The organism is Massilia sp. CFBP9012, from assembly GCF_034045115.1.
Taxonomy (GTDB): domain Bacteria; phylum Pseudomonadota; class Gammaproteobacteria; order Burkholderiales; family Burkholderiaceae_D; genus Telluria.
The window spans coordinates 159,165-184,795 of sequence record NZ_JAXCWM010000013.1; the positions used below are offsets into that span (position 1 = coordinate 159,165).

Consider the following 25,631-nt stretch of genomic DNA (forward strand, 5'->3'; position numbering starts at 1 on the left):
CACAGCCCCCGCAGCCTCGCTATCGCCGCGGCGCTGCTTTGTTCACCGCTCGCTGCCGCGCAAGACATGCTCCCAATCGAGTTGCTCGAGGAACGCAACCTGGTGGGCCTGGGGGTGTTCGCGGTGCCCGACTATTACGGCTCCGGCGATTACCAGGCCGCCGTCGCGCCGGTATTGCACTACAACTTCGGCCAAGACCGCTACGTGCGGGTGCTCGGCCCAGAGATCCTGGCCAACCTGCTGCCGCGCAAGGACTGGCGCGCCGGTCCCTTGCTGCGCTGGCGCATGCGGCGCGACGACGACGTCGACGACGAGATCGTCAAGCGCATGCGCCCGGTCGCCACGGCCACCGAGATAGGCGCCTTCGTCGCCTATCACATGCCGTTGACGCAGGGCCAGCCGATGCACAAGCTGGTGTTCAGCGCCGACGTGGTCGGCAACACCAATAATGTGTACGACGGCGCCACTGGCAATGTGCGTGTCAACTATGTCCATCCCTTCCCGCAGCCGGTCGCCGGCCGGCAGCTGATCGGGAGCATCGGCTTTGGCCTGTTCTTCGCCAGTAAAGACTTCAACCGCAAGTATTTCGGCATCCGGGATAGCGACGAGGTCCTGTTCCCGGAACGGGGCGGCCTGATCTACGACCCCGACCCGTCGGTCACCTCGATCAAGATTCCCTTCAGCCTGACGACCCAGCTCAACCCGGAATGGCTGATGACGTTCGGTGGGCGTTATGAGCGGCTGCTGGACGACGCCAAGGACAGCCCGGTGGTGGAGGGGCGCGGGGACGCCGACCAGTGGACGGTGGGTATCGCGTTCTCCTACCTGTTCTGAGAATGGGTGCTGGCGGGCTTTCGGTCCCGCCGGCGCCCTAACGGCCGCCTATCTGGCAAACAGGAAGGTCACGCTCAGGCGCACGCCCCAGTCGCGCGGTCCGCCGCCCGGGCTGTCGGCCCAGTAGCGCAGGCCGCCGCCGATCGACACCGGCTGGCGGCCGAACCTGAGCAGCTTGCTGGCGGTGAAATTGACCGGCACCGACCATTGTTCCTGTTTCCAGTCGTAGCTCGATTCGGTGTTGATGCCGAAGGTCCATGCATCCCTGGTGGTATAGCTGAGGAAGGGCTGGAGGAAGGTGGCGCTGACGTTCGGCCGGTCGTCATGGCCGGCGAACGACCAGATATGGTTGGCCAGCGCGCCATAGGTCCACGGTCCGTGCTGGCGGAGCACGACCCCGGTCGGGCCGGCGCCCCATTGGCGTGCGCTGAGCGTGCTCTCGCTGCCAGTGGGCAGCAAAAACGCCGGCCCGGCGCCCCAGACGATGCCGTTGGCGCCGGGGCGCGATGGCGAGATGAACAAACTCTGGGTGACATCGCCGATGCCGTGCTGGTGGCCGGCGCCTGGAGTCAGTTCGTGCTGGCTGATTACCGGCAGGATGGTGCGGCTGATCAGGGTCCAGTCCGGGTTGAGCGTGACCGGCACCACAGGCTGCACGTTCAGGGTGAACCGGTGGCCGTCGCGCGTGGGGCCGTAGCGGCGGTCGTCGTTGGCCTGCAGCGGCACGCTGATCATCGCGGCCACCGGATTGGCCAGCTTCTTGGCCAGCTCTTGCGCGTCCTGCGCGTGGACGGGCTGGCAGCAGAGCCTGGCCAGGCCGGCCGCCGCGGCCCAGGCGTGCCTGGTGTTCGCCGCCATGGACTCACCCCGGTGGCGCGACCACGACATAGTTTACGCTGGTGCCCGCATACTGCGGCTGGTACCAGGTGCTGCCGCACTGCTGGTAGGTGGCGCCGGCCCGGACCACCGTCACGCAGGACGGCGGGATCGAATAGGCGATCGAGCCGATCGCCGCCGCCGTCACCGCCACCGCGCCGGCCACCGCCAGCCCCGCGCCGGGGCGGTAGTAATCATGGTCGACGTCCACATTGATGTTGCGGTTGACGTTGACGTTGCGGTTGACGTTGCCGTAGCCGTTGACCGAGGTGCGGCTGACACTGCGCGAGGCGTGGTAATCCCCGCCATAGGCGCCGCGCTGTACGTGGGCGCTTGCGCTGCGGCTGACCGCCGCCCCGCCGACGCGTCCCGCGCCACGCTGGGCTGCTGCCTCGTACGCGACGACGACGACGGCCAGCGCGAGCAGCACACCGATGACGCGCCGATGTCCTGGAGTGAGCGGCATGGGGTCTCCCTGGTTCATTTGATGGACGCGACCTTGCCGTCGGCCGTCTGCAGCGCGATCTTCATCGCGCCCGACGGCGGCCGGAAGGAAAAAGTGGCATCGGTAAAGCGCGGCGCGAGATTCCAGCGCAGCCACGCCGTATGGGTCGGCTCGCCCGGCTCCGCGCTGGCGGTGATCGCCAGCTTGAGTGGCAGCGGCGTCTTGCCGGCCTGGATCCAGACCTGCCAGTCGACGCCTTCCTGGCGGTAGGCATAGTGCTCGGCCTTGAGGCTGCCGACCGTCGCCGGACCGATGTAGTGGGCCGCCCGGATGTCGGCTACCGGCGCCTGCTCCGTGCCCCAATAGAACAGGTCGGCTAGCGGCAGTTCGATGCCGTACTTCGCGCCCAGCGCATCGACGGTTTCGCGCAGGGTCGGCGGGGCCGCGACGGTGGCGTAGTACTTGAGGCGCGGGCCGTAGACGGTCACCGACTTGCCGTCATAGAAAATCTGGCGCTGCTTGCGGTCATTGGCGATGTCGACCTGCAGGCGGTCGGGGCGGCGCACCTTGAGGTTGGATGTGCTGTCGAACTGCAGCTTCATGCCGTCGTCCATGACGGTCTCGGTGGTGGCGCGGCCGACCACTTCGAACGAGGGCAGGGTGCGCAGGTAGGCGCCCATGGCGGACAGGGCGGAGATGGCGCCGGGATCGATGTCGGCCTGCGCAGTCTGGGCGGCCGGGGGCTGGGCCGGGGCCGGCGCCGTCGGTTGCGCCGGCGGCGCATTCGGTGGAGCATCCTGCGGCGCCGCCAGGCAGGCCAGCGGCACGCAGGCTGCCGCGCAGAGGAATCGGATCGGGACGGCCCGCATATGCCTTCCTTTCGTTTGCGAACAAACCATGCAGGGCCGTTCGATGCGCTGCGCGACCGGCCGCCATGGGTAACAGTGGGCCATCGGCGCGGCTGGCGCGCAATCGGACCTTGGCCCTACTGTCAATGCCAAACCGTTGTGAATTGGTCTTTTCTGGCCCAATAATTGCATGACGGCACTAGCGTAAAGCTGTATCCTTGCGCTTTAATGCCCGGCGTCCGTCGCGCAGCGTCATCCGTTCCATCCAAGATCGTCCATGCCCAACGTCAAACATCAGCTCCGTGCAACACTGCCGGCCGCGCTCCACGCGGCTGTCGAGCTGGTACTGAAGATCTTTGCCTATTACCTGATCCCGGTGGGGATCGGCATCGTCTCGCTGATCGCGCTGGTGTTCTGGCATGACGAATACCGCACCAGTGGCGACGTGCCGCTGGCGATGCACGTCACGGTCGACCAGGCCGCCACGCTGGCCCCGGACGACGCGCTGGCGCTGGCGCGCGCCACACCGCTGACCAATGGCCACGACACCCACCTGTCCGAAGCACCGGTCTGGTTCGCCTTCGAGCCGATGCCGCGCGCCGGCGATCAGGTGATCGAATTCCCGTCGCGCCACGCGCTCGACATCGCCTGCTGGGACGCGACCACCCTGACCCCGCTCGGCGCCGCCACCCGCAGCACCGACCACGGCGTGCTGCAGGCCGACAAGGCCGGCTTCGCGATGCGCCTGGCGCCGCTGCCGCGCCAGCTGCTGTGCCGCGCTACCTTTTCGGGCCCGGCGCGCCTGTCGGTGCTGCAATGGCCGACCGAGCAGTTCGCCTTGTCGGTCAAGCAATACCACCGCAAATCGGGCCTGCTCGACGGCGGCATGATCGTGCTGGCCCTGTTCATCATCATCACGGCCCTGATCAACCGCCAGCCGGTGTATGTGCTGTTCGCCGGCTGGCTGATCCTGAACCTGCGCGTGGGCGCGCTGTCGGCCGGCTGGGACATCCAGTGGCTGGGCCAGACCGTGCCTTCCGAATGGCTGTTGCGCAGCCGCGCCGTGACGATCACCCTGTACGGCATCGCCACGCTGACGCTATACCAGGCGCTGCTTAAGGAACATCTGGCCGAGATGCGCTACCTGCTGCCGATGCGCGTCATGCAGTGGCTGTGCATGCCGATGCTGGCCGCGGCCATGCTGCTGCCGTACGGCATGTACCTGCCGCTGTTGTGGGGCATCCTGGTGTGCTGCTTCTCGCTGATGACGATCGGCCTGTTCAAGATCATCGTGGAATCGCGCACCCGCGTCGCGGCCTGGTTCGCGGCCTCGTTCGCGGTGACTTTCCTGGCCTCGCTGGCCGAGGTCTTGTCGGCCGCGCTCGGCATGCGCGAACTGCTGGGCGTGATCAACAGCGTCACCGCGGCGCTCGCATCGAGCCTGCTGGCGGCGCTGGCCGTGGCCGAGCAGATGCGCATGGAAACCGAGAAGCGCCAGGAAGCCCAGGAAGAACTCGAGCACGCCTACCAGGCGATGCCGGTCGGCCTGTTCACCCTCGACATGTACGGTCACTTCCTGAGCGTCAATCCGGCCCTGCAGAAGATGCTGGGCATGACCGGCTTCACCCCGGGCCGCACCGCCTGGCGCCAGTTCTTCACTGAAGCCAGCTGGGCCAACCTGCACGAGCAGGTGCACGCCAGGTCCGAGGCCGAGATGGAACTGGCCAGCCGCGACGGCAACCAGCGCTTCCTGGTCAGCGCCACGCTGGCGCGCTCGCGCATCGAGGGCGTGTTGCAGGACACGACCGAAAAACACAAGGCCACCGAGCAGCTGCGCTTCATGGCCAATAACGATCCGCTGACCAAGGTCTACAACCGGCGCGGCATCGAACGCGAATTTGCGAGCGCCGCCGCCAGCCTGGCCGCCGGGCGGCCGATGGCGCTGGCCTACGTCGACCTCGACCGCTTTAAACTGATCAACGACCTGTTCGGCCATGCGGCGGGCGACGAAGTGCTCAAGCAGGTGTGCGAGCGGATGGGCACGATGCTGGCCGGCGGCCAGCAGATCGGGCGCGTGGGCGGCGACGAATTCGTGATCGTGATGCCCGAGACAGCGATCCCGCTGGCCTCGATCATCTGCCGCGGCATCGTCGACCGCCTCGGCAACACCCCCTACCGGGTGGGCGACAAGGCCTTCCACGTGCGCGCCTCGGTCGGCCTGATCGAGGTGGTGCCGGGCATGCCGATGAAGGATGCGGTGTCGACCTCCGACCGCGCCTGCCGCGAAGCCAAGACCGGGCTGGGCGACGGCCTGGTGGTTTATGAACGCGGCGCCGACGCCTTCCGCCAGCGTGCGGCCGAGCTGGACCTGGTCGAGCGCCTGTCTGGCCCGGACGCGACCGACAACCTGCTGCTCGAGATGCAGCCGATCATGTCGCTGCGCGCGCCGCACGAATCGATGAATTTCGAGGTCTTGCTGCGCATGCGCGAGCCGGATGGCCGCGTGGTGCCGGCCGGCGCCGTGATCGCCGCCGCCGAGAAGAGCGGGCGCGCCAGCATGATCGACCGCTGGGTGCTCACCACGACCCTGGCCTGGATCGCCGAGCACACCGAAGACCTGGTCAATACCCGTTTCGTGTGCATGAACCTGTCGGGGGCCTCGCTCAACGACGAGCGCTTCGTGCAGGACACCTTCGACATCCTGGGCCGCTACGTGCACGTGGCCAGCCGCCTGTGCCTGGAAATCACCGAGAGCGTGGCGCTGCATGACCTGGACAACACGCGCCGCTTCATCGACCAGGTGCGCAGCTTTGGTGTGAAGGTGGCGCTGGACGACTTCGGCGCCGGCTATACGTCATTCTCGTATCTGAAGGAGCTGCCGGCCGACGTGCTCAAAATCGACGGCAACTTCATCGTCAATATCAACGCCCACCCGGCCAATGTGGCGATCGTCGAGGCCATCGTGAGCCTGGCCGTGAACCTGGGCATGAAGACGATCGCGGAATGGGCCGAGGACGCGGCCACCGTGCAGACGCTGCACGAGATCGGCGTCGACTACGTGCAGGGCTATGTGGTGGCGCGCTCGATGCCGCCCGAGCGCCTGCTGGAAGGACGCTCGAGCGCCGGCTTTATCAAGGACGATCAATTGCTGGAGCTGCTGCGCGAGCTGGAGAATCCTCCGGCGCCGCACCTGGCTAGCGTCAGTCGGCTGCACTGATCTTATTCGAGACCCGCCAGGGTTTCTCTGCTACCCACGTCGCCGATCAGGAATTGCGCGCGCGCAGCCTTCAGGGTGGCGACGTCGCTGGCCAGCGGCGTGGCTTTCACCCGTGGCATCGGCGCGGCGCTGCGCTGCAGTGCGCGCGCGGGCGGCAGCACGTCTTCCCGGGCCGCCAGCGGATAGGGGGCGATCTTCGTCACTCCTTCGCTGGACGGCATGCTGGCCATGCGCACGGTGGCGGCGCCCGCTTCGCAGGGGCGGTCGGTGAAAGTGACGCGGCCGGCGCCGTCGATGCACTTGACGATGACGGTGTCGGAATAGGCGCTCGGCGCGGCGATCGCGGCGGCGGCCAGCAGGCAGATGCTCAGTTGACGCTTCATGGTTGGCTCCTGGACGGATCCATGTTCGGGAATTTCATTGTCTTCCTTGCATCAATACGCTTCTGTTCGCCACTTCACGTGGGCGTGTAGGCGGGCGCGCCGTCGTTTTTTACAGAACCGCCAGTCTTGGATAAAATGTCCAATATGACCAAGACATTGCCAAGCAAGGAAGAATCCGCGCTCATCGAGCAGGTGCGGCACATCGCCGAGGGCCTGGCACAGACCTTTGCGCCGTTTTGCGAGGTCGTGGTGCATGACCTGCGCGACCCCGGCCATGCGGTGCTGGCCATCCATAACAATCTTTCCAGCCGCGCGGCCGGCGACCCGGCCACCGAGCTGGGACTGGCGCGCATCGCCGACAGCGCCTATCCGCAGGTGCTTGCCAACTACCCGAACCAGTTCCCGGACGGCCGCCCGGCCAAGAGCACGTCGATCGGCATCAAGGATGCCGATGGCAACTACGTCGCGGCCCTGTGCCTGAACGTCGACCTGACCCTGTTCCGTTCGATGCAGGGCATCCTGGAACAGTTCAACGCGCTGGGCGCGGCGCCGGTGGGTGAGTCGCTCGATCCGTCCAACGCCGATGCCATCCGGCGCCGCATCGATGCCTACGCGGCGCGGCTGGCGTCCTCGCCCCAGCTGCTCAAGGCGCACGAACGGCGCGCCCTGATGCGCGAACTGAAGGAGGGCGGCTATCTTGAAGTGCGGCGCGCGATGGAGGTGGCGGCGTCGCACCTCGGCATTTCGCGGGCGACGGCGTACAACGACATTAAATAGAATCCGCATCTACCGTATATCTGACCATTCACTTCGGGAGACCGCCATGAAGACCGCCGTATTCAGCGCGCGCCGCTACGACAAGACCATGCTGGCCCAGGCCAATGAAGCCGCTGGCCATGAATTGCGCTTCCTCGAAGACCGGCTGAGCCGCGAGACCGCGGCCTTGGCCAAGGGCTGCGACGCGGTTTGCGTCTTCGTCAACGACACCGTCGACGCCGAGGTGCTGGGCATCCTGGCAGGGCAGGGCGTGCGCCTGGTGGCGACCCGCTCGACCGGCTACAACCACGTCGATGCAGCCGCCGCGCGCCGGCTCGGCATCGCGGTGGTGCGGGTGACGGACTATTCTCCCAACTCGGTGGCCGAGTTCGCGGTCGGGCTGCTGCTGGCCGTGAACCGCAAGATCGCGCGCGCCAGCGTGCGCACGCGCGAAGGCAATTTCGACCTCGATGGCCTGATGGGTTTCGATTTGCACGGCAAGACGGTCGGCGTGATCGGCACCGGCAAGATCGGCACCATCTTCGCCCGCATCATGGCCGGTTTCGGCTGCACCCTGGTCGGCTACGACCGTTACCCGACGCCGGCCTTCGAGGCCCTGGGCGGACGCTATATCGGCGTCGACGAGCTGCTGGCCTGCAGCGACGTGGTGTCGCTGCATTGCCCGCTGCTGGAAGAGACTCATCACATCGTGAATGCGGCGGCGCTGGCGCGGGTCAAGCGCGGCTGCGTGCTGGTCAATACCAGCCGCGGCGGCCTGGTCGACACCGAGGCGGCGGTGCAGGCTCTCAAGAGCGGCCAGTTGGGCGGCCTGGCGATCGACGTCTACGAGCAGGAAGCGAGCCTGTTCTTCCAGGACCTGTCGTCGAGCATCATCACGGACGACGTGATCCAGCGCCTGGTGTCGTTCCCGAACGTGATCGTGACCGGCCACCAGGCTTTTTTCACGGTGGAGGCGATCGGGCAGATCATGCGCACGACCATTGACAGCATCGGTGCCTTCGAACGGGGTGAAGAACTGGTCAACCGGATTCCGGATTGATGCAAGGCGCATGACTTGGTCCGTGGACTGGACACGGCGGCGCGTAGTGCGTTAGGGTTCCCGGCATCGGCAATGTGTAAGGAAGGGTACGACCAGATGCATATCAAGCAGGTCCGGTTCGACCGGATTTTCGACGTCCAGGAGCGTACGGGCGACTTCAGCTTTGAAGATGGCGGCTGGCCGGTATATGGCGTCAATGCCAATGGCCTGACGATCCCGCGTGAAGGCGCAACCTACGCCGTCGCCTTTGCCGAAGCGGGCAACTGGGAAAAAGTCATCGGCTGGCGCGACCTGGCGGTGTCCAACGTAGAGATCAAGCGCTCGGCCTGGTCTCTCGCCATCCAGACGCTCCCCTGGCAATACATGATGATCCCGGTGCCGTTCGGCATTAGCTTGGCGCTTGGCGGCTACTGGGCAGCGGTCCCGGTGGCTGGGCTTATGCTGCTGGCTTTTGGCGCCTTCATCTACCGCGCTGCCTGGCGCAACCGGCAGGCGGCCCAGGCGTTGCAGGAGGTGCATCCGGCCGTGCCGCCGGCGCCGGGCAAGCGCAAGCCGTCGCGGCTCGCGCAGTCGATATGGGCGCTGGCGCCGATCCTGTGGAAGTGACGCGGCATACGTCCGACTCATCGACGGCATCCATGATGAACAATCCCGCGATGTTCGGTCGTGGCAATCGCAGCTGGAGACAAGGAACAACGATGAGTAGGCAACTCGGAGATTTCGCCAGTATCGTGCAAGTGACATTCGATCGGGTGTTCGACGTACAGGGAGGCACCTTCAGTTTCGAAAGCGGTGGCAAGAAGCATTACAGCGTCACCTTCTCTGACGGCACCGTGCCGCGCGATGGTTCGCGCTATGCAGCCGCACTGGTCGAGCAGGGTAACTGGCAGAAGATCGTGGGTTGGCGTGACCTGTCCACGCCGGACGTCGTGCTCGCCGAGTCGGCTTGGGACGTTGCGCGCGAGCAGGCCTGGGCCCTGTACTGGTTCGGCCCGTTCTTCGTCTTCGGCGCGCTGCTGTTCTTCGGCGGCTGGGCGGCGCTGACGGCCTTGCTGCTGTTCCTGTGGGCCTCGGTGTACTTCGTGCGGCAGGCGCGCGAGCGAAACCGGCTGGTCGATCAGGCATTGCGTGACATCCCGCCGGTCGCGCCGCCGGGCAATGGACCCAGGATCGGGAAAACCGGGAAAACGTGGCTTACGGGCGTGCTGAGCATCGTCCGCTGGTGGCCATAGCAAGGAAGTGACCCGAGATCGCTGTGGTTTGACGCTTCATCCAGAATTGGATAATATGTCCAATATTAGATGAATCGTTAAACCGACCGCAGTGAACTGAAAGGATTGCGCCATGATCGCAGCATCGCTCCCCACTTACGAAGACGTCGCCCAGGCCGCCGAGCGCATCCTTGGCGCCGCCCACCGCACGCCGGTGCTGACCTCGCGCACCGTCAACGAGGAATTCGGCGCCGAGGTGTTCTTCAAGTGCGAGAACATGCAGCGGATGGGCGCTTTCAAGTTCCGCGGCGGCTATAACGCGCTGGCGAAGTTCAGCCCCGAGCAGCGCCGCGCCGGCGTCGTCGCTTTCTCGTCCGGCAACCATGCGCAGGCGATCGCGCTGTCGGCCAAGATCCTGGGCATGCCGGCCACCATCGTGATGCCGCAGGATGCGCCGGCCGCCAAGGTCGCCGCCACGCGCGGCTATGGCGCCACCGTGGTGACCTATGACCGCTATACCGAAGACCGCGAGCAGATCGGCCGCGAGCTGGCCGAAAAGCATGGCCTGACCCTGATTCCACCCTACGACCACGCGGACGTGATCGCGGGGCAGGGCACGGCGGCCAAGGAGCTGTTCGAGGAAGTCGGTCCGCTGGACGCCTTCTTCGTGTGCCTGGGCGGCGGCGGCCTGTTGTCCGGCTCCGCGCTGGCCACGCGCGCGCTGTCGCCGGGCTGCATGTTGTATGGCGTCGAGCCGGAAGCCGGCAACGACGGCCAGCAATCGTTCCGTACGGGCGAGATCGTCCACATCGACACGCCGCGCACCATCGCCGACGGCGCCCAAACCCAGCACCTGGGTCAGCTGACCTTCCCGATCATCCGGCGCGATGTGAACGACATCCTCACCGTGAGCGACGAGGAGCTGGTGGCCTGCATGCGCTTTTTTGCCGAGCGCATGAAGATCGTGGTGGAGCCGACCGGTTGCCTGGGGTTTGCTGCTGCGCGCCGGATGAAGGATCAGCTGAAAGGGAAGAAGGTCGGGGTGTTGATCAGTGGCGGGAATATCGATCTGGGGCGGTTTGCGAGTCTGATCGGCGATTGACCATCGTTGTCAACGCATGCACGTCGTCGTTCCCGCGAAGGCGGGAACCTTAGTTCGCATGCGCAGCAGATTCAGTTTTCAGAAGTGTCTGCGCCAGCTACTTAGGTTCCCGCCTGCGCGGGAACGACGTGTCGAGGGCGCGGGTGATCACGCCGCCAACGGCAACGCCACCTGCAGCATGAACCCACCGCCTTCGCGGTTTCTCACTTCCAGCCCCGCATTGTGCCGGGTCAGCACCCGCTCCACGATCGCCAATCCAAGCCCGGCGCCATTCGCTTGGCCGCGCGCGCTATCGAGCCGCGTAAAGGGCTTCATCAGCTGCGCGATCTGGTCCGCCGGCACCCCGACCCCATGGTCGCCGATCTCGATCACGGCGCGCCGGCCGTGGCCGGTGGCCTTCACGCGCAGCACGATGTCGATGTCGGTGCATGAGGTGCCCGGCGTGTTGCCGTAGCGGCGCGCGTTCTCGATGATGTTGTTGATCACGCGCCGCAGGTCGGTCGCGTTGCCCATCACGTGCACGCCCGGCATCAGGTCGGTCTTGACGTGCAAATCGGGGATGCGGGCCGCCTCGCGGCCGACGTCGGACAGCATCTCGGACAGGTTCACCGCGACGAAGGTCGCCGCCTCGGTCGGCTTGGCGTAGTCCAGGAACTGGCCGATGATGGCGTCCATCTGCGCGATGTCCGACTGCATGCCTTCGCGCGCGTCCGTCGACAGGTTCGCCATCTCGACTTCGAGCCCCATGCGCGCCAGCGGCGTGCGCAGGTCGTGCGAGATGCCGGCCAGGATCACAGCGCGGTCCTTCTCCACCTGCGCCAGGTCTTCCACCATCTGATTGAAACTTCGATTGGCTTCGATGATCTCTTGCGAACCCTTTTCGGGCAGGCGCGCCGGGCGCTCGCCCTTGGCGATGGCGCGCGCGGCGGCCGTCAGGCGCGCCAGCGGGCGGTTCACCAGGCTCGAGATCAGCGCCGCGCCGACCACCGACAGCAGGCCCACCAGCACGGCCCAGCCCAGCCACTGCACGCGGGTGAGGCCGGCCAGGCGCTCGCGCTCGAGCATCAGCCAGTATTTGTCGTCCTCGATGTTGAAGCTGATGTAAAAGCCCGGCACGCCGTTCACGCCGCTCGAGAAGCGCGTGTCGGCGCCCAGGCGTTCGCGCACGATGGCCGCGATCTCGGGCATCAGGGGATTGTGCGGCGGCGGGTCGATCACGTCCGTGTCTTCCAGCGTGAAGATGCGGATGCCTTCGTTCGACACCAGTTCGAGCAGCAGCTCGCGCCGCAGGTCGGGCGCCGAGTGGGTCAGGGCGGCCTTGGTGATCGTCACCACCGACACCACCAGCTCCGCCGTCTGCTGCACCTGCTTGTCACGCTGGAACACGCTGATCATGCCGATCCAGGCCAGCATCGAAGCCGCGGTGAGCACCGACATCAGGAAGAAGGTGCGCCAGAACAGGCCGCTCTTGAACCAGGCGAAGCGCAGGGCGCGCCGCGCTTGGGCGATTGGGGTGAACACTAGCGCGGCTGGCCTTCAGGGATGAACACATAGCCCAGGCCCCACACGGTCTGGATGTACAGCGGGCTCGATGGATCCGGCTCGATCAGTTTGCGCAGGCGCGAGATCTGGACGTCGAGCGAGCGGTCGAACACCTCGTATTCGCGGCCGCGCGCCAGCTCCATCAGCTTCTCGCGCGACAACGGCTGGCGCGCATGGCGTGCGAACACCTTGAGCACCGAGAATTCGCCGGTGGTCAGCGGCACCGTCTCGCCGTTCTTCTTGAGCGTGCGCGTGCCCAGGTCGAGCACGAAGTCGCCGAACTCGAAGGTCTGCGGGGTTTCGGACGGTGCGCCGGGGATCTCGTCCGGGCCCTTGCGGCGCAGGACGGCGCCGATGCGGGCCACCAGTTCGCGCGGGTTGAACGGCTTGGGCAGGTAGTCGTCGGCGCCCATCTCGAGGCCGACGATGCGGTCGACGTCCTCACCCTTGGCGGTCAGCATGATGATCGGGGTCTGGTCGCCGGCGCCGCGCAGGCGGCGGCAGATCGACAGGCCGTCTTCGCCGGGCAGCATCAGGTCGAGCACCAGCAGGTCGTAACGCTCGCGCAGCCACAATTTGTTCATCGCCGGCGCGCTTTCGGCGGTCACGACCTGGAATCCCTGTTCGGTCAGGTAACGGCGCAGCAGGTCGCGCAGGCGCACGTCGTCGTCCACGACCATGATCTTGGCGGAGTGGCCCGCTGACGCGCCCGTACCCGCATTATTGTTCGAAGTCGTTGAAGTCATAGAGCTGTCCAGAATTGTCAGATGAATGTCGCTATGGTAACTTCTTATGGCTGGAGCGTAAGCACGACTCAGCTCAGCCATTACAATGTGTTACAAACTTTACCCAATAAGTCTTACTCCACTTTCGGTATGCACCTACACTGGCGACAAGTGATCAACACAGCTTATCCGTTTATCAGGCATCGCGGAAGAGGAACACCATGAACCACGCGCACAACGACAAACCAGCAGGATTCGGCGCCAATGGCGGCCGGCTCGCCCGGCTTGCGCGCCTTGGTGTGGTCGCCTGCGCACTGGCAGGCCTAGGGGCCAGCGCATTGGCGCAAAACCAGGAGCGCGATCCGCGCCGCGACGAAGCGGCGATGCGCGACCGTTACCAGATGCAGGCCCAGCAGGATCCGCGCGCCTTCGAGGTGCGCGACCAGGACCGCCGCGCCATGGAGGCGCAGTCCGAAGCGGCCCGCGAAGAGCGCCGTCGCGGCCGGCTGTCGCCGGACGAGCGGCGCGACCTGCGGCGCCAGATCAAGGAAGGTTCGGAGCTCTATCCGAACACCCGCCGCCGCTGAAAATGCGGTCGGCAATGTAAAACGACGGCGCCGATGGCGCCGTTGTCGTTTCTGGAATTTGACATTTCCCAAGTCGCCGTGCTGGCGTATCTGGCGCGTTTTTGCTGGATTTTGCTGCAAACGCCGTCTGCCGCAACCGTGTCGGCCCCGTAACAAATTTTCTTTTTAGAAATCTAGTTGCCATATGTTTATTTAGATTGCGCAACATGCTATGTTTACGTCCACCTTACTGTTGGCAGGGTAGTTGTCGCCAACATACTTCGCCAGTGGAGCGTGAACGTGTCCGACCTATCCGTACCACCCGACGCCGTATCTGTCGCGTCCACCGCCGTCCGCTTCGAATCCACCGGGCCCGAGCACTGCATCGCCAGGCGCGACGATGGCGTGTATGCCGATCCCGAAGTGCTCGGCACCACGCTGGCGGCGGCGGTCGACGGCATCCTGCGCTCCAACCATTACCTGGCCGGCCTCGATTACCCGATCCTGATCAAGGCCGTGTACGGCCACGGCCCCGACCTGCCGCGCGATGCGGCCGGACGGGTCGTGGTGCGCATCGCGGCCGACATCGTGCCGTTCACGCCGCAGCGCCAGGCCCTGTACCGCTCGGTCAAGATCGCCGACGGCCAGGCCGAGTACTATTTCGAACCCGTGTTCGAGCGCGACGAGGAAGGCAATGATCGCCAGACCCGGCTCGACGCCGACGAGTTCGTCGCCGACATGTGGGTCAAGGGCATCCGCTTCGGCGCCGAGGTCGAGGCCATCCGCAGCCACATCGCGAGCGGCGCGGCCGGCCGCTACGTGGTGGCGCGCCGCCTCGACCCGCTACCAGGCGTGGATGCCGGCGTCGAGGAAGTCGCCAACGAGCTACACCGCAGCGACGCCCCGCGCCAGCTCGCCAACGGCAAGCTCGACCTGATGAGCTTCCAGAACCGCTTCCCGCAAGTGGCGGCCGGCACGCGCCTGCTGCGCAAGGTGCCGCGTACCAGCGGCAGCCCGGGCTTCGACCTGAACGGCATCCCGGTCGCGCCCGAGGTGGCGAAGGACCTCGACCTGGCCACCTATGCAGCCGACGGCACGGCGGTCGAGCTGGCGCCGGAGGGCGAGTTCCTGGTCGCGCGCCAGGACGGCTTCTTGAGCGTCGATCCCAAGAGCATCCGCATCGCCATCACCGACAAGATCGTCAGCCGCGACGGCGTCAGCGCCAAGACCACCGGCAACCTGCACCTGGCCGGCGACTACGAAGAATTCGGCGAAGTGCAGGAGCAGCGCATCATCGAGGCCGAGAGCATCACCGTGCACGGCGACGTCTACGGCCACCTGGTCTCGCGCGGCGGCGCCATCCTCCTGCGCCACAACCTGGTCGGCGGCAGCGCGCGCAACCTCGACGGCGGCGTGCGGGTGCTGGGCGTCGCGTCCCAGGCAACGATTCAGGCGACCAAGGGCGAGATCCGGCTCGAGCGCGCCGAAAACTGCGTGATCTCGGGCGCCCGCATCCGCATCGAGACCGCGATAAACTGCGAGATCATCGGCGACGAGGTCGAGGTGGCGCATGCCGAGGGCAGCGCCATCGCCGGGCGGCGCGTGGCGATCGGCCGCGCCGCGCCGTGGAAGCAGGGCGAGATGCTGGTCTGGCTGCTGCGCCCGGACTGCGCGCGCGTCGATGCGGCGATGGCGCAGGTGCGCGAGCGGATGGACCAGTTCGCCCAACTGGCGGCGCAGCGCCGCAGCGCGATGGAAGCCCTGACCGGCCAGCCCGAGATGCGAAAATACCTGTTGATCGCGCCGCGCCTGCGCAAGGGCGAGCTGGTGCTCACGCCGGAACAGGAACCGCAGTTCCGGCGCCTGACGGCCAGCGTGGCGCCGGCGCTCAAGGAGCTGGGCCGGCTGTCGCAAGAAGCCAAGACGCTCGACGGCGAGCGCCAGGGCGGCATGGCGCTCATGAAACGGTTCGAGACCCAGCGCTTCGAGCGGGTCGGGTCGGCCGGGGTGGCGATCGGCATGCTGGCGGGCGAGGTGCAGGTGCTGGCGCTGCCTTACGAACCGGACTTGGGCTGCGTCTGGGACATGACGGCGCGCGACGTCAAGCTGCGCCTGCGTGACACCAAGGGCAGGGAAGTGCTGTACGCGGGCTGCGAGGGCGCCTGGTCGTGGGACACCTCGATGGCCGCGGCGGAGGCGCAGGCAGCGTCCTGAATGTGACCTGCGGCGCGGCGCGGGGCAGGTCCGAGGCCGGAGTTGACTACAGTCAACATCGGGGCCGGGGGCGCGGCATACGATGGGGATCGCACCCATAAAGGATCCGCCATGGTCACCTTGCCCAGCATGCTCCACGCCGCAGTCCCGCGCGCTTCTGTCTCGCGTTACCCCGCGCCGCGCAGTAGCGCCTCACGGGAATTCCTCAGCTTCATGCTCGACGGACAGGAATACGGCCTCGATTGCGCGCGCGTGCAGGAACTCAAGCTGCTGGGATCGCTCGAGCGCTTCGCCACCGACGGCGAAATCATCGGCGGCGTGGCGCTGTCGCATGGGGTGATCATGCCGGTGGTCGACATGCGCGCGGGCGGCGCGCAGGCGATGGCCGCAGCCACGGGGCCGGGCCGGTCGGCGCCGGATACCGACGTGATCATCCTGCGCCTGTCGAGCGGGATCATCGGCATGGTGGTCGAGAGCGTGACCGGCATCGTGCACGTGCGCCCGGAAGCGGTGCAACCCCTGCCGGGCGCGTCGAGCGCGGGCTACCTGATCGGCATCGCCCGCATCGATGGGCGCAAGGTGGTGTTGATCGATATCGATCGGTTGATGTCCTTGTCACCCCGGCGCCCGTTGCGGGCCGCGTGATGGTGGCGGAGTGCTAACGCAAATTCTTCTACGTGCCTAAATCCGTCGTTCCCGCGCAGGCGGGAACCCAAGTTTGCCGGCGTTTCGATAACGCTTGAGAACTTAGGTTCCCGCCTTCGCGGGAACGACGGTTTTGGGCTAGTGGCAGTAACGACGGCAGTTAAACAGTCAACGCTTCCAGCTGCTCCTGGATCTCCAGCCACTCCATCTCGAGCGCTCCCAGGTCGCGCGCCGCAAAGGCCTGGTCGGCCACCAGCGTCTTGAGGCGATCCTTGTTCTCGGCCTCGTAGATCGCCGGGTCGAGCAGTTCGGCGTCGATCGTCGCTTTCTTCGCACTCAGCTTGGCCATCTGCTCGTCGATGCGCTTGACCCGGGTTTCCAAGGGCTTGCGCTGGGCCGCCATGCGCTGGCGTTCTTCGGCTTCGACGCGTTTCTGCTCCTTGCGCTCGGCCGGCGACACGGTCACGACAGGCGCGGGTGCGCTGGCCTTGGCGGCCGGCTGGGCCGCCTTCGCTGCCTGCCCGGGCAGGGCGTCGCCGCCCTTGCCCAGCTTGGTCTTGAACAGCCAGTCCTTGTAGTCGTCCAGGTCGCCGTCGAAAGGCTGCAGGCGGCCGTCGGCAACAATGATGAACTGGTCGGTGGTGGCGCGCAGCAGGTGGCGGTCGTGCGAGACCACGACCAGCGTGCCTTCGAACTGGGCCAGGGCCATCGTCAGCGCCTCGCGCGTTTCCAGGTCCAGGTGGTTGGTCGGTTCATCGAGCAGCAGCAGGTTCGGGCGCTGCCATACGATGAGGGCCAGCGCCAGGCGCGCCTTCTCGCCGCCCGAGAACGGCTTGATCGGGCTGGTCACCATTTCGCCCGGGAAGTTGAAGCTGCCGAGGAAGTTGCGCAGTTCCTGCTCGCGCACCGTCGGCGCGATTTTCACCAGGTGCCACAGGGGCGATTCGTCGTGGCGCAGCATCTCGACCTGGTGCTGGGCGAAGTAGCCGATCGACAGGCCCTTGCCGATCGTCGCTTCGCCGGTCAGCGGCTTGAGTTCGCCCGCGATGGTCTTGATCAGGGTCGACTTGCCGGCGCCGTTTACACCCAGGAGGCCGATGCGCTGGCCGATCGTGAGCGAGAAATCGATGTGGTTGACGATGGTTTTGGCGCCGACCTTGTCGCCATGCTCGTCGAGCAGCGGATAGCCGGCGTCCACGCCGTCGAGCACGAGCAGCGGATTCGGCGCGGCCAGCGGTTCGCGGAATTCGAACGAGAATTCCGCGGCGGCGCGCAGTGGCGCCAGTTCTTCCATCCGCGACAGCGCCTTGATCCGGCTCTGCGCCTGGCGCGCCTTGGTGGCCTGCGCCTTGAAGCGGTTGATGAAGGATTCGAGGTGGGCGCGCTGGCGGTTCTGCTTCTCGATGGCCGAGGCCTGCAGCACCATCTGGGCGGCGCGCTGGCGCTCGAAACTCGAATAGTTGCCGCCGTAGCGTTTCAGCTTGCGGTCGTCGATGTGCACGATCACGTTCACGATCTCGTCGAGGAAGTCGCGGTCGTGCGAGATGATGATCAGGGTGCCTGGATAGCGCTTGAGCCAGTCCTCGAGCCAGATGATCGCATCCAGGTCCAGGTGGTTGGTCGGTTCATCGAGCAGCAGCAGGTCGGAAGGGCACATCAGCGCCTGCGCCAGGTTCAGGCGCATGCGCCAGCCGCCCGAGAAGCTGGCCACCGGCTGGTTCATCTGGGCCAGCGAGAAGCCCAGGCCCAGCAGCAGCTGTTCGCCGCGCGACTGAACGGTGTAGGCATCGGCGTCGGCCAGCATCCCGTGCAGCTCGCCCAGGCGCATGCCGTGGGCGTCGGCGTCGGGATGCGATTCCAGTTCTTCCAGCTCGGCCTGGAGTTTGCGCAGGCCGACGTCGCCGTCGATCGCGTAGTCGAGCGCGGCGCGCTCGAGCGGCGGGGTCTCTTGCGCCACATAGGCCATGCGCCATTTGGCGGGGAAGTCGATCTGCCCCTGGTCCGGATGCAATTCGTTCCTCAGCATGCCGAACAGGCTCGATTTGCCGGCGCCGTTGGCGCCGATCAGGCCGATCTTGTCGCCCGGGTTGAGGGTCAGGTCGGCGTCGACGAGCAGCGGCTTGGTGCCGCGCATCAGGCTGACGTTCTGGATACGGATCATGGGAGTTTGTCTACTTAGTCGAACGGTTCGAACGGGTGTTGCTTCGTTATTGGCTCATGCACGTCGTCCCCGCGAAGGCGGGGACCCAAGTTTTCGTGAGCTGCCATTACATCAAACGGAGCGGCAACGCATGCTTACTTGGGTCCCCGCCAAGGCGCCCGGCGAGGGCGGGGACGACGTTCGGAGGTCGGCGCGATCATCAGCGCCGGCGAATCGCGTATTTTACTGCGCGGTCTGCAGCTGCTCGGCCGTCAGCAGGAATACCGCATCGTCGCCGATGCTGGTGGTCAGCCAGGTCAGGCCCAGGTGGCCAAAGGCGGCTTCGGCGAACTCGCGCTCGTTGCCGATCTCGACCACCAGGATGCCTTCGGGCGTCAGGCGCTCGGCGGCGCCGGCGATGATCTTGCGCACCAGGTCCATGCCGTCTTCGCCGCCGGCCAGCGCGATCTGCGGCTCGTTCAGGTATTCGGGCGGCAGGGTGCGCATCGACTCCGAATTCACGTACGGCGGATTGGTGATGATCAGGTCGTACTTCTTGAACGGCACGTTCTCGTACAGGTCGGACTCGATCGGGTTCACGCGGCCTTCCAGCTTGTATTCGCGGATGTTGTGCTCGGCCACGGCCAGCGCGTCCTTCGAGATGTCGACCGCATCGACCACGGCGTTCTCGAAGGTGTCGGCCATCATGATCGCCAGGCAACCGCTGCCGGTGCACAGTTCGAGCACGTTCTCGACGCCTTCCGGGTCGGTCAGCCATGGGCTGAACTGCTGCGGGATCAGCTCGGCGATGAAGGAGCGCGGCACCAGCACGCGTTCGTCGACGTAGAAGCGGTATTCGCCCAGCCAGGCCTCCTTGGTGATGTAGGCGGCCGGCACGCGCTCGGTGACGCGGCGCTCGATCACGGCCAGCACCTGCAGCACTTCGTCGGGCAGCAGGCGGGCGTCGAGGAAGGGCTCGAGGCGGTCCAGCGGCAGTTTCAGGGTGTGCAGGATCAGGTAGGCCGCTTCGTCGAAGGCCTCGGCGCTGCCATGGCCGAAGAACAGGCGGGCAGAGTTGAAGCGGGTGATGGCGTAGCGCAGCAGGTCGCGCGGCGTACTGAAGGTGGTGTTGGTCATGGTCTTGTTCTCGTGTTAGGTCAGCGCCCCGATCAGGCAGCCAGCAGGCATTGCAGCGTGCGGCGGTAGATATTCTTCAGGGGATCGATGTAGCGCAGCTCGATGTGTTCATCGATCTTGTGGATGCTTGCGTTCGGTGGCCCGAATTCTATCACCTGAGGGCAGATGCGGGCGATGAAGCGGCCATCGGAGGTCCCGCCGGTGGTCGATAATTCGGCCTGCACGCCCAGTTCTTCCTTGATGGCGCCGCAGATGGTGTCCGACAGCGTGCCCTTCTCGGTCAGGAAAGGCTGGCCCGACAGCGTCCACTCCAGGTCGTAATCCAGGCCGTGGCGGTCGAGGATGGCGTGCACCCGCGCTTCCAGGCCCTCGGCCGTGCTGGCGGTCGAGAAGCGGAAGTTGAAATCGATCGTCAACTGGCCGGGGATCACATTGTTGGCGCCGGTGCCGGCCGCCATATTCGAGATCTGCCAGCTGGTCGGCGCATAGTACTCGTTGCCTTCGTCCCAGACCTCGGCCGTCAGCTCGGCCAGCGCCGGCGCGGCCTGGTGGATCGGGTTGCGCGCCAGCTGCGGATAGGCGATGTGGCCCTGGATGCCCTTGATGACCAGGTGGCCCGACAGCGAACCGCGGCGGCCGTTCTTGATCGTGTCGCCCAGCACGTGGTTCGAGGTCGGCTCGCCGACCAGGCAGTAGTCGAGCGTTTCGCCGCGTTCTTCCAGCAGGTCGACCACGACCGCGGTGCCGTCGATGGCCGGGCCTTCCTCGTCGCTGGTGATCAGGAAGGCGATCGAGCCCCGGTGGTCGGGGTGGTCGGCGATGAATTCCTCGCAGGCGATCACCATGGCCGCGATCGAGGTTTTCATGTCCGAGGCGCCGCGCCCATACAGCTTGCCGTCGCGCATGGTCGGCACGAAGGGTGCAGATTCCCAGTGGTGCAGTGGGCCGGCCGGGACCACGTCGGTATGGCCTGCGAAAACGAACAGGGGCGCTTCGCTACCCTTGCGCGCCCACAGATTGGTCACGCCGTTCGACTCGATGGTCTCGCAGCGAAAGCCCAGCGGCGCCAGCAGCTCGATCAGGCGCTGCTGGCAACCCTTGTCGTGCGGCGTGATCGAATCGAGCGCAATCAGCTCTTCGGTCAGCAGCAGGGTGCGCGAAGGTTTCACCTGGCGCTCTCGAACTTGCTGGTGTAGGCGTCGTTCGAGAAACCGACCGAGACCGGGCCGACGCCGGCAAGCACCGGGCGCTTGATGACGGACGGATTTTCCAGCATCAGGTCGGTCGCGCTGTCCGCATCATTGACTTGCGCCTTGCGCTCGTCTGACAGGTTACGCCAGGTCATTCCTTTGCGGTTGACCAGGGTTTCCCAGTCGAGGTCCTTCAGCCAGCCCTGCACCAGTTCGCGGCTCAGACCCTGTTTCTTAAAGTCATGGAAGGTGAAGTCGTGGCCGTTGTCGGCCAGCCAGGTGCGGGCCTTCTTGACGGTGTCGCAGTTGGGAATTCCGTAGAGAGTCGTAGTCATGGGCAATCTTGGCCGCCAGGGCGGCGTGGTCGTTCGAAAAGGCGTGAGGATAGTGTATGCGTGCCGGGACGCACAAGGTCATTCAGGACCGATTGTACACAGATGAGGCGGACGGGCGCGCCGCCTGGCGCGTCCGGCGCCGGGTCAGGAATTGAGCGTGAACTCGGTGAACGAGGCGCCCTGCGGCTCGCTCGGCTTCTTCTGCTCTTCCTGCTGCACCTGGCTGTCCGGCCCATTGTTGAGCAGCCACAGCAGGTTGGTGGCCGAGTCGGCATTGGCCAGCGCCTCATCCTGCGTTATCAGGCCATCCTTGACCAGCTTGAACAGCGCGCCCTCGAACGATTGCGATCCGGGCGACAGGCTCTTGTCCATCGCTTCCTTGATCTGGCCGATCTCGCCTTTCTCGATCAGGTCGGCGATGTAGCGGGTGCCCAGCATCACTTCGACCGCCGCCTGGCGCGCGCCGCCGGCCGCGGACTTCACCAGCCGCTGCGAGACGATGGCCTTGACGCTCGAGGCCAGGTCTTGCAGCAGTGCGCCGCGGTTTTCCATCGGATAGAAGCTGATGATGCGGTTCAGCGCGTTGTAGCTGTTGTTGGCGTGCAGGGTGGCCAGCACCAGGTGGCCCGACTGGGCGTAGGCCAGCGCCGCGGCCATCGTCTCGCGGTCGCGGATCTCGCCGATCAGGATGCAGTCGGGCGCCTGGCGCATCGAGTTCTTCAGCGCGATGCCGAAGCTGCTGGCGTCGCTGCCGATCTCGCGCTGGTTGACGATCGATTTCTTGTTCTTGAAGAGGTACTCGATCGGGTCTTCGAGCGTCAGGATATGGCCGGTGCGCTGTTCGTTGCGGTGGTCGAGCATGGCGGCGATGGTGGTCGACTTGCCCGAGCCCGTGGCGCCGACCACCAGCAGCAGGCCGCGCTTTTCCATGATCAGCTCGGACAGCACGGGCGGCAGTCCCAGCCCGCCGAGCGGCGGGATGTCGGCCGGCACGAAGCGGAACACGGCCGAGATCGAGCCGCGCTGGCGGAAAGCCGACAGGCGGAAGCGCCCCAGGTTGGGGACCGACACGCCCATATTCAGTTCGTTGTCGCGTTCGAGTTCGAGCAGCTGTTCCGGCGTGGCCACCTCGGACAGCAGCGACAGGATGTTTTCGGGTTCGAGGCGATGCTGGTTGATGGGGATGAGGGCGCCGTTGATCTTGATGTGTACCGGGGAGTTCACGGCGAAGAACATGTCGGAAGCGCTCTTCTCTTTCATCAGCTGGAACAGGCGGTCCATGGCCATCGCATCGTCTCCGTTATGGTTCGGGTATTTCAGCGCCGGTAGAACGCGTGGACGGCTCTGCGGTCCACGCGTTCAACCGGCCGGGCACTCGCGGATATTAAACGCCGCGCAGCAGCTCGTTGATACCGGTCTTCGAACGCGTCTGCGCATCCACGCGCTTGACGATCACCGCGCAGTACAGGCTGTACTTGCCGTCGGCCGAGGGCAGGCTGCCCGACACCACGACCGAACCCGATGGCACGCGGCCGTAGCTCACTTCGCCGGTTTCGCGGTTGTAGATCTTGGTCGACTGGCCGATGTACACGCCCATCGAGATCACCGAGTTCTCTTCGACGATCACGCCTTCGACGATTTCCGAGCGCGCACCGATGAAGCAGTTGTCTTCGATGATGGTCGGATTCGCCTGCATCGGTTCCAGCACGCCGCCGATGCCGACGCCGCCCGACAGGTGGACGTTCTTGCCGATCTGGGCGCACGAGCCGACGGTGGCCCAGGTGTCGACCATCGTGCCTTCATCGACGTAGGCGCCGATGTTGACGTAGGACGGCATCAGGACCACGTTCTTGCCGATGAAGCTGCCGCGGCGGGCGACGGCCGGCGGCACCACGCGGAAACCGCCGCGTGCAAAATCTTCTGGCGTGTAGTCGGCGAACTTGGTCGGGACTTTATCGTAGAACTGGAGGCTCCCGCCGAGGGCGCCGGAAGCGACCGGCACGTTGTTCTCGAGGCGGAACGACAGCAGCACGGCCTTCTTGATCCACTGGTTCACGACCCAGGTGCCGGTGTCCTTTTGCGCCACGCGCAGGCTGCCGTCATCGAGGCCTTTGATGACGTGGGCGACGGCGTCGCGCACTTCGGCGCTGGCGCTGTTCGGGCTGATTTCTGCGCGCTGTTCCCAGGCGGTGTCGATGATGGTTTGCAGTTGTTGGGTCATGATGCTGATCTTGGTTGGAATGAAAACAGGAATTCGTGGGGGCGCTACTTGAGGCCCTGGCAGAACTGGACGATGCGGTTCGCCGCCTCCAGTCCTTCGTCGACGCCGGCCACCAGGGCCATGCGGATACGGTCGCGCCCCGGATTCTGGCCGTGCGCTTCGCGCGCCAGGTAGCTGCCCGGGAGGACCGTCACATTATAGTCGGCGTACAGGCGGCGTGCGAAGTCGGTGTCCGACAGGCCGCTGCGCCGCACGTCGGCCCACAGGTAGAAGCCGGCATCGGGCAGCTCGACGTCCATCACGTCCTTGAGCAGCGGGGTGATGAGGGCGAACTTTTCCTTGTACAGCACGCGGTTGTCGTGCACGTGATGCTCGTCGTTCCAGGCCGCGATCGAGGCTGCCTGCACCGGTGGCGACATCGCGCCGCCGCAATAGGTGCGGTAGAGCAGGAATTTCTTCATCGCGAGCGGATCGCCGGCCACGAAACCGGAGCGCATGCCCGGCACGTTCGAGCGCTTCGACAGGCTCGAGAACACGATCAGCTTGCGGTACGGTTGATCGCCGCCACTCCTGCCCAGCTGATGCGCCGCTTCCAGCGCGCCCAGCGGCGGCGCCGCGCCGGTATAGATCTCCGAATAGCATTCATCGGCCGCGATCAAAAAGCCCCAGCGGTCGGCCAGCTCGAACAGCTGGCGCCAGTCGTCCAGGCCCAGCGTGGCGCCGGTCGGGTTGCCGGGCGAGCAGACGTAGAGCAGCTGCACGCGCGGCCACACATCGTCGGGCACGCTGCCGTAATCAGGCGCGAAGTTGCGCGCGGGTTCGGAGTTGACGAAGTACGGCGTGGCGCCGGCCAGGTAGGCCGCGCCTTCGTAGATCTGGTAGAACGGGTTCGGGCACATCGCCAGCGCATCCGGCTTGGAGGCGTCGATCATGCACTGGGCGATCGCGAACAGCGCCTCGCGCGAACCGTTCACCGGCAGCACCATGGTGGCCGGGTCCAGCGCCGGAATGCCGTAGCGGCGTTCCAGCCAGCCGGCGATGGCCACGCGCAGGGGCTCGCTGCCCACGGTGCTCGGATAGCTGGCCAGGCCGGCCACCGAATGCGTCAGCGCCTTTTCGATAAAGGCCGGCGTCGGATGCTTCGGTTCGCCGATGCCCAGGCTGATCGCGGAATAGGCCGGGTTCGGTGTGACGTCGGCAAACAGCTGGCGCAGTTTTTCGAACGGGTAGGGGTGGAGCTTGTCGAGATGGGGATTCACGGCAGTCTTGGGCGCACAGCAGTGTGCGCTTTTCGATAATTTTTTATTATAGCTCTATGAATGGAAGAACGTTCGAGCGTACGACAAGTGATTTGCGGTAACATCAATCATCATCGAACAGCGAATTCATACGGAGAGCCATCCGCCGTGCCGATCAGTTACGCGCGCAGCCTGACAGGACATGAACGCACTCCCGGCGCCAATCGGCACCTGGGCGTGGCGCTGGCTTTCGTCGCCGGCGCGATCAATGCCGGCGGCTTTCTCGCGGTGCGCGAATACACCTCGCACATGACCGGCATCGTCTCCAGCGCGGCCGACCACCTGGTACTCGGCGACACCCACCTGGTGCTGGCCGCGCTCGGCGCGCTGCTCAGCTTCCTGCTCGGCGCGGCCTGCACCGCCATCCTCGTCAACTACATCCGGCGCCGCGGCCTGCATAGCGGCTTCGCGCTGCCCCTATTGCTTGAAGCGATACTTCTGCTGGTGTTCGGCATCCTCGGCGCGCGCCTGGCCGGGATCGACGGATTCTTCATCCCGCTGACCGTGATGCTGCTGTGCTTCATGATGGGGCTGCAGAACGCGGTCATCACCAAGGTCTCGCACGCCGAGATCCGCACCACCCACATGACCGGCATCGTGACCGACATCGGCATCGAGCTGGGCAAGATGGCCTACTGGAACGCCGACGGCCCGCTGCGCCAGCCGAAGGTCACGGCCAACCTCGGGCGCCTGATGCTGATGCTGTCGCTGCTGGGCGCGTTCTGCCTGGGCGGCGTGGTGGGGGCGCTGGGCTTCAAGCACCTGGGCTACCTGTCCACGGTGCCGCTGGCCGCCTTCCTGTGCGTGCTGGCGATCGTGCCGGTGGTCGACGATGCCGTGCGTGTATTGAGGCGGCACGACGCCTGATCCTGCATCAATCGCCGTG

24 protein-coding genes are annotated in these 25,631 nt (G+C 65.8%); 11 read left to right on the top strand and 13 right to left on the bottom strand.

Going from position 1 to position 25,631, the window contains the following annotated elements:
- Nucleotides 1-66: 66 nt before the first annotated feature.
- On the top strand, nucleotides 67-834 hold the full coding sequence (locus SOM61_RS21035) for a MipA/OmpV family protein (RefSeq protein ID WP_320475883.1): 768 nt from the start codon (nucleotides 67-69) through the stop codon (nucleotides 832-834).
- A gap of 48 nt (nucleotides 835-882) precedes the next feature.
- Here the strand turns inward: SOM61_RS21035 and SOM61_RS21040 are convergent, their stop codons facing one another.
- From SOM61_RS21040 to SOM61_RS21050, 3 genes are read right to left on the bottom strand one after another with little or no spacing between them, the layout of a single operon-like run.
- A complete protein-coding gene (locus SOM61_RS21040; protein ID WP_320475884.1) occupies nucleotides 883-1,692 on the bottom strand; it encodes a transporter in 810 nt (269 codons plus the stop codon).
- 4 nt (nucleotides 1,693-1,696) lie between these two features.
- Complete coding sequence (locus tag SOM61_RS21045) at nucleotides 1,697-2,176, bottom strand: hypothetical protein (protein ID WP_320475885.1); 480 nt, start codon at nucleotides 2,174-2,176, stop codon at nucleotides 1,697-1,699.
- A 14-nt stretch (nucleotides 2,177-2,190) separates the two neighbouring features.
- A complete protein-coding gene (locus SOM61_RS21050) occupies nucleotides 2,191-3,024 on the bottom strand; it encodes a DUF2092 domain-containing protein (RefSeq protein ID WP_320475886.1) in 834 nt (277 codons plus the stop codon).
- 256 nt (nucleotides 3,025-3,280) lie between these two features.
- On the opposite strand from SOM61_RS21050, the gene SOM61_RS21055 reads away from it, so the two are divergent.
- Nucleotides 3,281-6,220 carry a putative bifunctional diguanylate cyclase/phosphodiesterase gene (locus tag SOM61_RS21055; protein ID WP_320475887.1) on the top strand — a complete coding sequence of 980 codons (2,940 nt, stop codon included), beginning with the start codon at nucleotides 3,281-3,283 and terminating at the stop codon, nucleotides 6,218-6,220.
- 2 nt (nucleotides 6,221-6,222) lie between these two features.
- Here SOM61_RS21055 and SOM61_RS21060 read toward each other — a convergent pair whose 3' ends face one another.
- On the bottom strand, nucleotides 6,223-6,603 hold the full coding sequence (locus SOM61_RS21060) for a DUF4124 domain-containing protein (RefSeq protein ID WP_320475888.1): 381 nt from the start codon (nucleotides 6,601-6,603) through the stop codon (nucleotides 6,223-6,225).
- A 135-nt stretch (nucleotides 6,604-6,738) separates the two neighbouring features.
- Here SOM61_RS21060 and SOM61_RS21065 point away from each other — a divergent pair, with 135 nt between their 5' ends.
- The 5 genes from SOM61_RS21065 to SOM61_RS21085 all read left to right on the top strand — a co-directional run bounded on the left by SOM61_RS21065 (nucleotide 6,739) and on the right by SOM61_RS21085 (nucleotide 10,732).
- The gene (locus SOM61_RS21065; protein WP_320475889.1) at nucleotides 6,739-7,380 is read left to right on the top strand and encodes a helix-turn-helix transcriptional regulator; all 642 of its coding nucleotides are present in this window, start codon (nucleotides 6,739-6,741) and stop codon (nucleotides 7,378-7,380) included.
- Between the two features lie 46 nt (nucleotides 7,381-7,426).
- Nucleotides 7,427-8,419: a 2-hydroxyacid dehydrogenase gene (locus SOM61_RS21070; protein ID WP_320475890.1), complete on the top strand. Its 993-nt coding sequence runs from the start codon at nucleotides 7,427-7,429 to the stop codon at nucleotides 8,417-8,419.
- Between the two features lie 96 nt (nucleotides 8,420-8,515).
- Nucleotides 8,516-9,025 carry a hypothetical protein gene (locus tag SOM61_RS21075; protein WP_320475891.1) on the top strand — a complete coding sequence of 170 codons (510 nt, stop codon included), beginning with the start codon at nucleotides 8,516-8,518 and terminating at the stop codon, nucleotides 9,023-9,025.
- Between the two features lie 32 nt (nucleotides 9,026-9,057).
- Nucleotides 9,058-9,651, top strand: a complete 594-nt coding sequence (locus tag SOM61_RS21080; RefSeq protein ID WP_320475892.1) for a hypothetical protein — start codon at nucleotides 9,058-9,060, stop codon at nucleotides 9,649-9,651.
- Nucleotides 9,652-9,763: 112 nt separating this feature from the next.
- On the top strand, nucleotides 9,764-10,732 hold the full coding sequence (locus tag SOM61_RS21085; RefSeq protein WP_320475893.1) for a threo-3-hydroxy-L-aspartate ammonia-lyase: 969 nt from the start codon (nucleotides 9,764-9,766) through the stop codon (nucleotides 10,730-10,732).
- Between the two features lie 147 nt (nucleotides 10,733-10,879).
- Here the strand turns inward: SOM61_RS21085 and SOM61_RS21090 are convergent, their stop codons facing one another.
- Complete coding sequence (locus SOM61_RS21090; RefSeq protein WP_320475894.1) at nucleotides 10,880-12,253, bottom strand: sensor histidine kinase; 1,374 nt, start codon at nucleotides 12,251-12,253, stop codon at nucleotides 10,880-10,882.
- Nucleotides 12,253-13,020: an osmolarity response regulator transcription factor OmpR gene (gene ompR, locus SOM61_RS21095; RefSeq protein WP_123067901.1), complete on the bottom strand. Its 768-nt coding sequence runs from the start codon at nucleotides 13,018-13,020 to the stop codon at nucleotides 12,253-12,255. Before ompR ends, SOM61_RS21090 begins: the two co-directional genes overlap by 1 nt.
- A gap of 200 nt (nucleotides 13,021-13,220) precedes the next feature.
- Between ompR and SOM61_RS21100 the strand changes: the two genes are divergently transcribed.
- The 3 genes from SOM61_RS21100 (at nucleotide 13,221) to SOM61_RS21110 (ending at nucleotide 16,424) form a co-directional block, all read left to right on the top strand.
- Nucleotides 13,221-13,586, top strand: a complete 366-nt coding sequence (locus SOM61_RS21100) for a hypothetical protein (protein ID WP_320475895.1) — start codon at nucleotides 13,221-13,223, stop codon at nucleotides 13,584-13,586.
- A gap of 279 nt (nucleotides 13,587-13,865) precedes the next feature.
- Nucleotides 13,866-15,779 (top strand): flagellar assembly protein A, encoded by a 1,914-nt coding sequence (locus tag SOM61_RS21105; RefSeq protein ID WP_320475896.1) that lies wholly within the window; start codon nucleotides 13,866-13,868, stop codon nucleotides 15,777-15,779.
- A gap of 129 nt (nucleotides 15,780-15,908) precedes the next feature.
- Nucleotides 15,909-16,424, top strand: a complete 516-nt coding sequence (locus tag SOM61_RS21110) for a chemotaxis protein CheW (RefSeq protein ID WP_320475897.1) — start codon at nucleotides 15,909-15,911, stop codon at nucleotides 16,422-16,424.
- A gap of 160 nt (nucleotides 16,425-16,584) precedes the next feature.
- Here the strand turns inward: SOM61_RS21110 and SOM61_RS21115 are convergent, their stop codons facing one another.
- From SOM61_RS21115 to dapC, 7 genes are all read right to left on the bottom strand, one after another.
- Nucleotides 16,585-18,585: an ATP-binding cassette domain-containing protein gene (locus tag SOM61_RS21115; RefSeq protein WP_320475898.1), complete on the bottom strand. Its 2,001-nt coding sequence runs from the start codon at nucleotides 18,583-18,585 to the stop codon at nucleotides 16,585-16,587.
- A 222-nt stretch (nucleotides 18,586-18,807) separates the two neighbouring features.
- Complete coding sequence (prmB, locus tag SOM61_RS21120) at nucleotides 18,808-19,701, bottom strand: 50S ribosomal protein L3 N(5)-glutamine methyltransferase (protein ID WP_123072111.1); 894 nt, start codon at nucleotides 19,699-19,701, stop codon at nucleotides 18,808-18,810.
- Between the two features lie 32 nt (nucleotides 19,702-19,733).
- Nucleotides 19,734-20,870, bottom strand: a complete 1,137-nt coding sequence (dapE, locus tag SOM61_RS21125) for a succinyl-diaminopimelate desuccinylase (RefSeq protein WP_320475899.1) — start codon at nucleotides 20,868-20,870, stop codon at nucleotides 19,734-19,736.
- Nucleotides 20,867-21,226 carry an ArsC family reductase gene (locus tag SOM61_RS21130; RefSeq protein ID WP_320475900.1) on the bottom strand — a complete coding sequence of 120 codons (360 nt, stop codon included), beginning with the start codon at nucleotides 21,224-21,226 and terminating at the stop codon, nucleotides 20,867-20,869. The genes dapE and SOM61_RS21130 overlap by 4 nt, the downstream gene beginning before the upstream one ends.
- Before the next feature lie 144 nt (nucleotides 21,227-21,370).
- Nucleotides 21,371-22,513 (bottom strand): PilT/PilU family type 4a pilus ATPase, encoded by a 1,143-nt coding sequence (locus tag SOM61_RS21135; RefSeq protein WP_320475901.1) that lies wholly within the window; start codon nucleotides 22,511-22,513, stop codon nucleotides 21,371-21,373.
- Nucleotides 22,514-22,610: 97 nt separating this feature from the next.
- Complete coding sequence (dapD, locus tag SOM61_RS21140) at nucleotides 22,611-23,447, bottom strand: 2,3,4,5-tetrahydropyridine-2,6-dicarboxylate N-succinyltransferase (RefSeq protein ID WP_320475902.1); 837 nt, start codon at nucleotides 23,445-23,447, stop codon at nucleotides 22,611-22,613.
- Nucleotides 23,448-23,491: 44 nt separating this feature from the next.
- The gene (dapC, locus tag SOM61_RS21145) at nucleotides 23,492-24,706 is read right to left on the bottom strand and encodes a succinyldiaminopimelate transaminase (protein WP_320475903.1); all 1,215 of its coding nucleotides are present in this window, start codon (nucleotides 24,704-24,706) and stop codon (nucleotides 23,492-23,494) included.
- A gap of 147 nt (nucleotides 24,707-24,853) precedes the next feature.
- Here dapC and SOM61_RS21150 point away from each other — a divergent pair, with 147 nt between their 5' ends.
- A complete protein-coding gene (locus SOM61_RS21150) occupies nucleotides 24,854-25,612 on the top strand; it encodes a YoaK family protein (protein ID WP_320475904.1) in 759 nt (252 codons plus the stop codon).
- The last annotated feature ends 19 nt before the right edge of the window (nucleotides 25,613-25,631 follow it).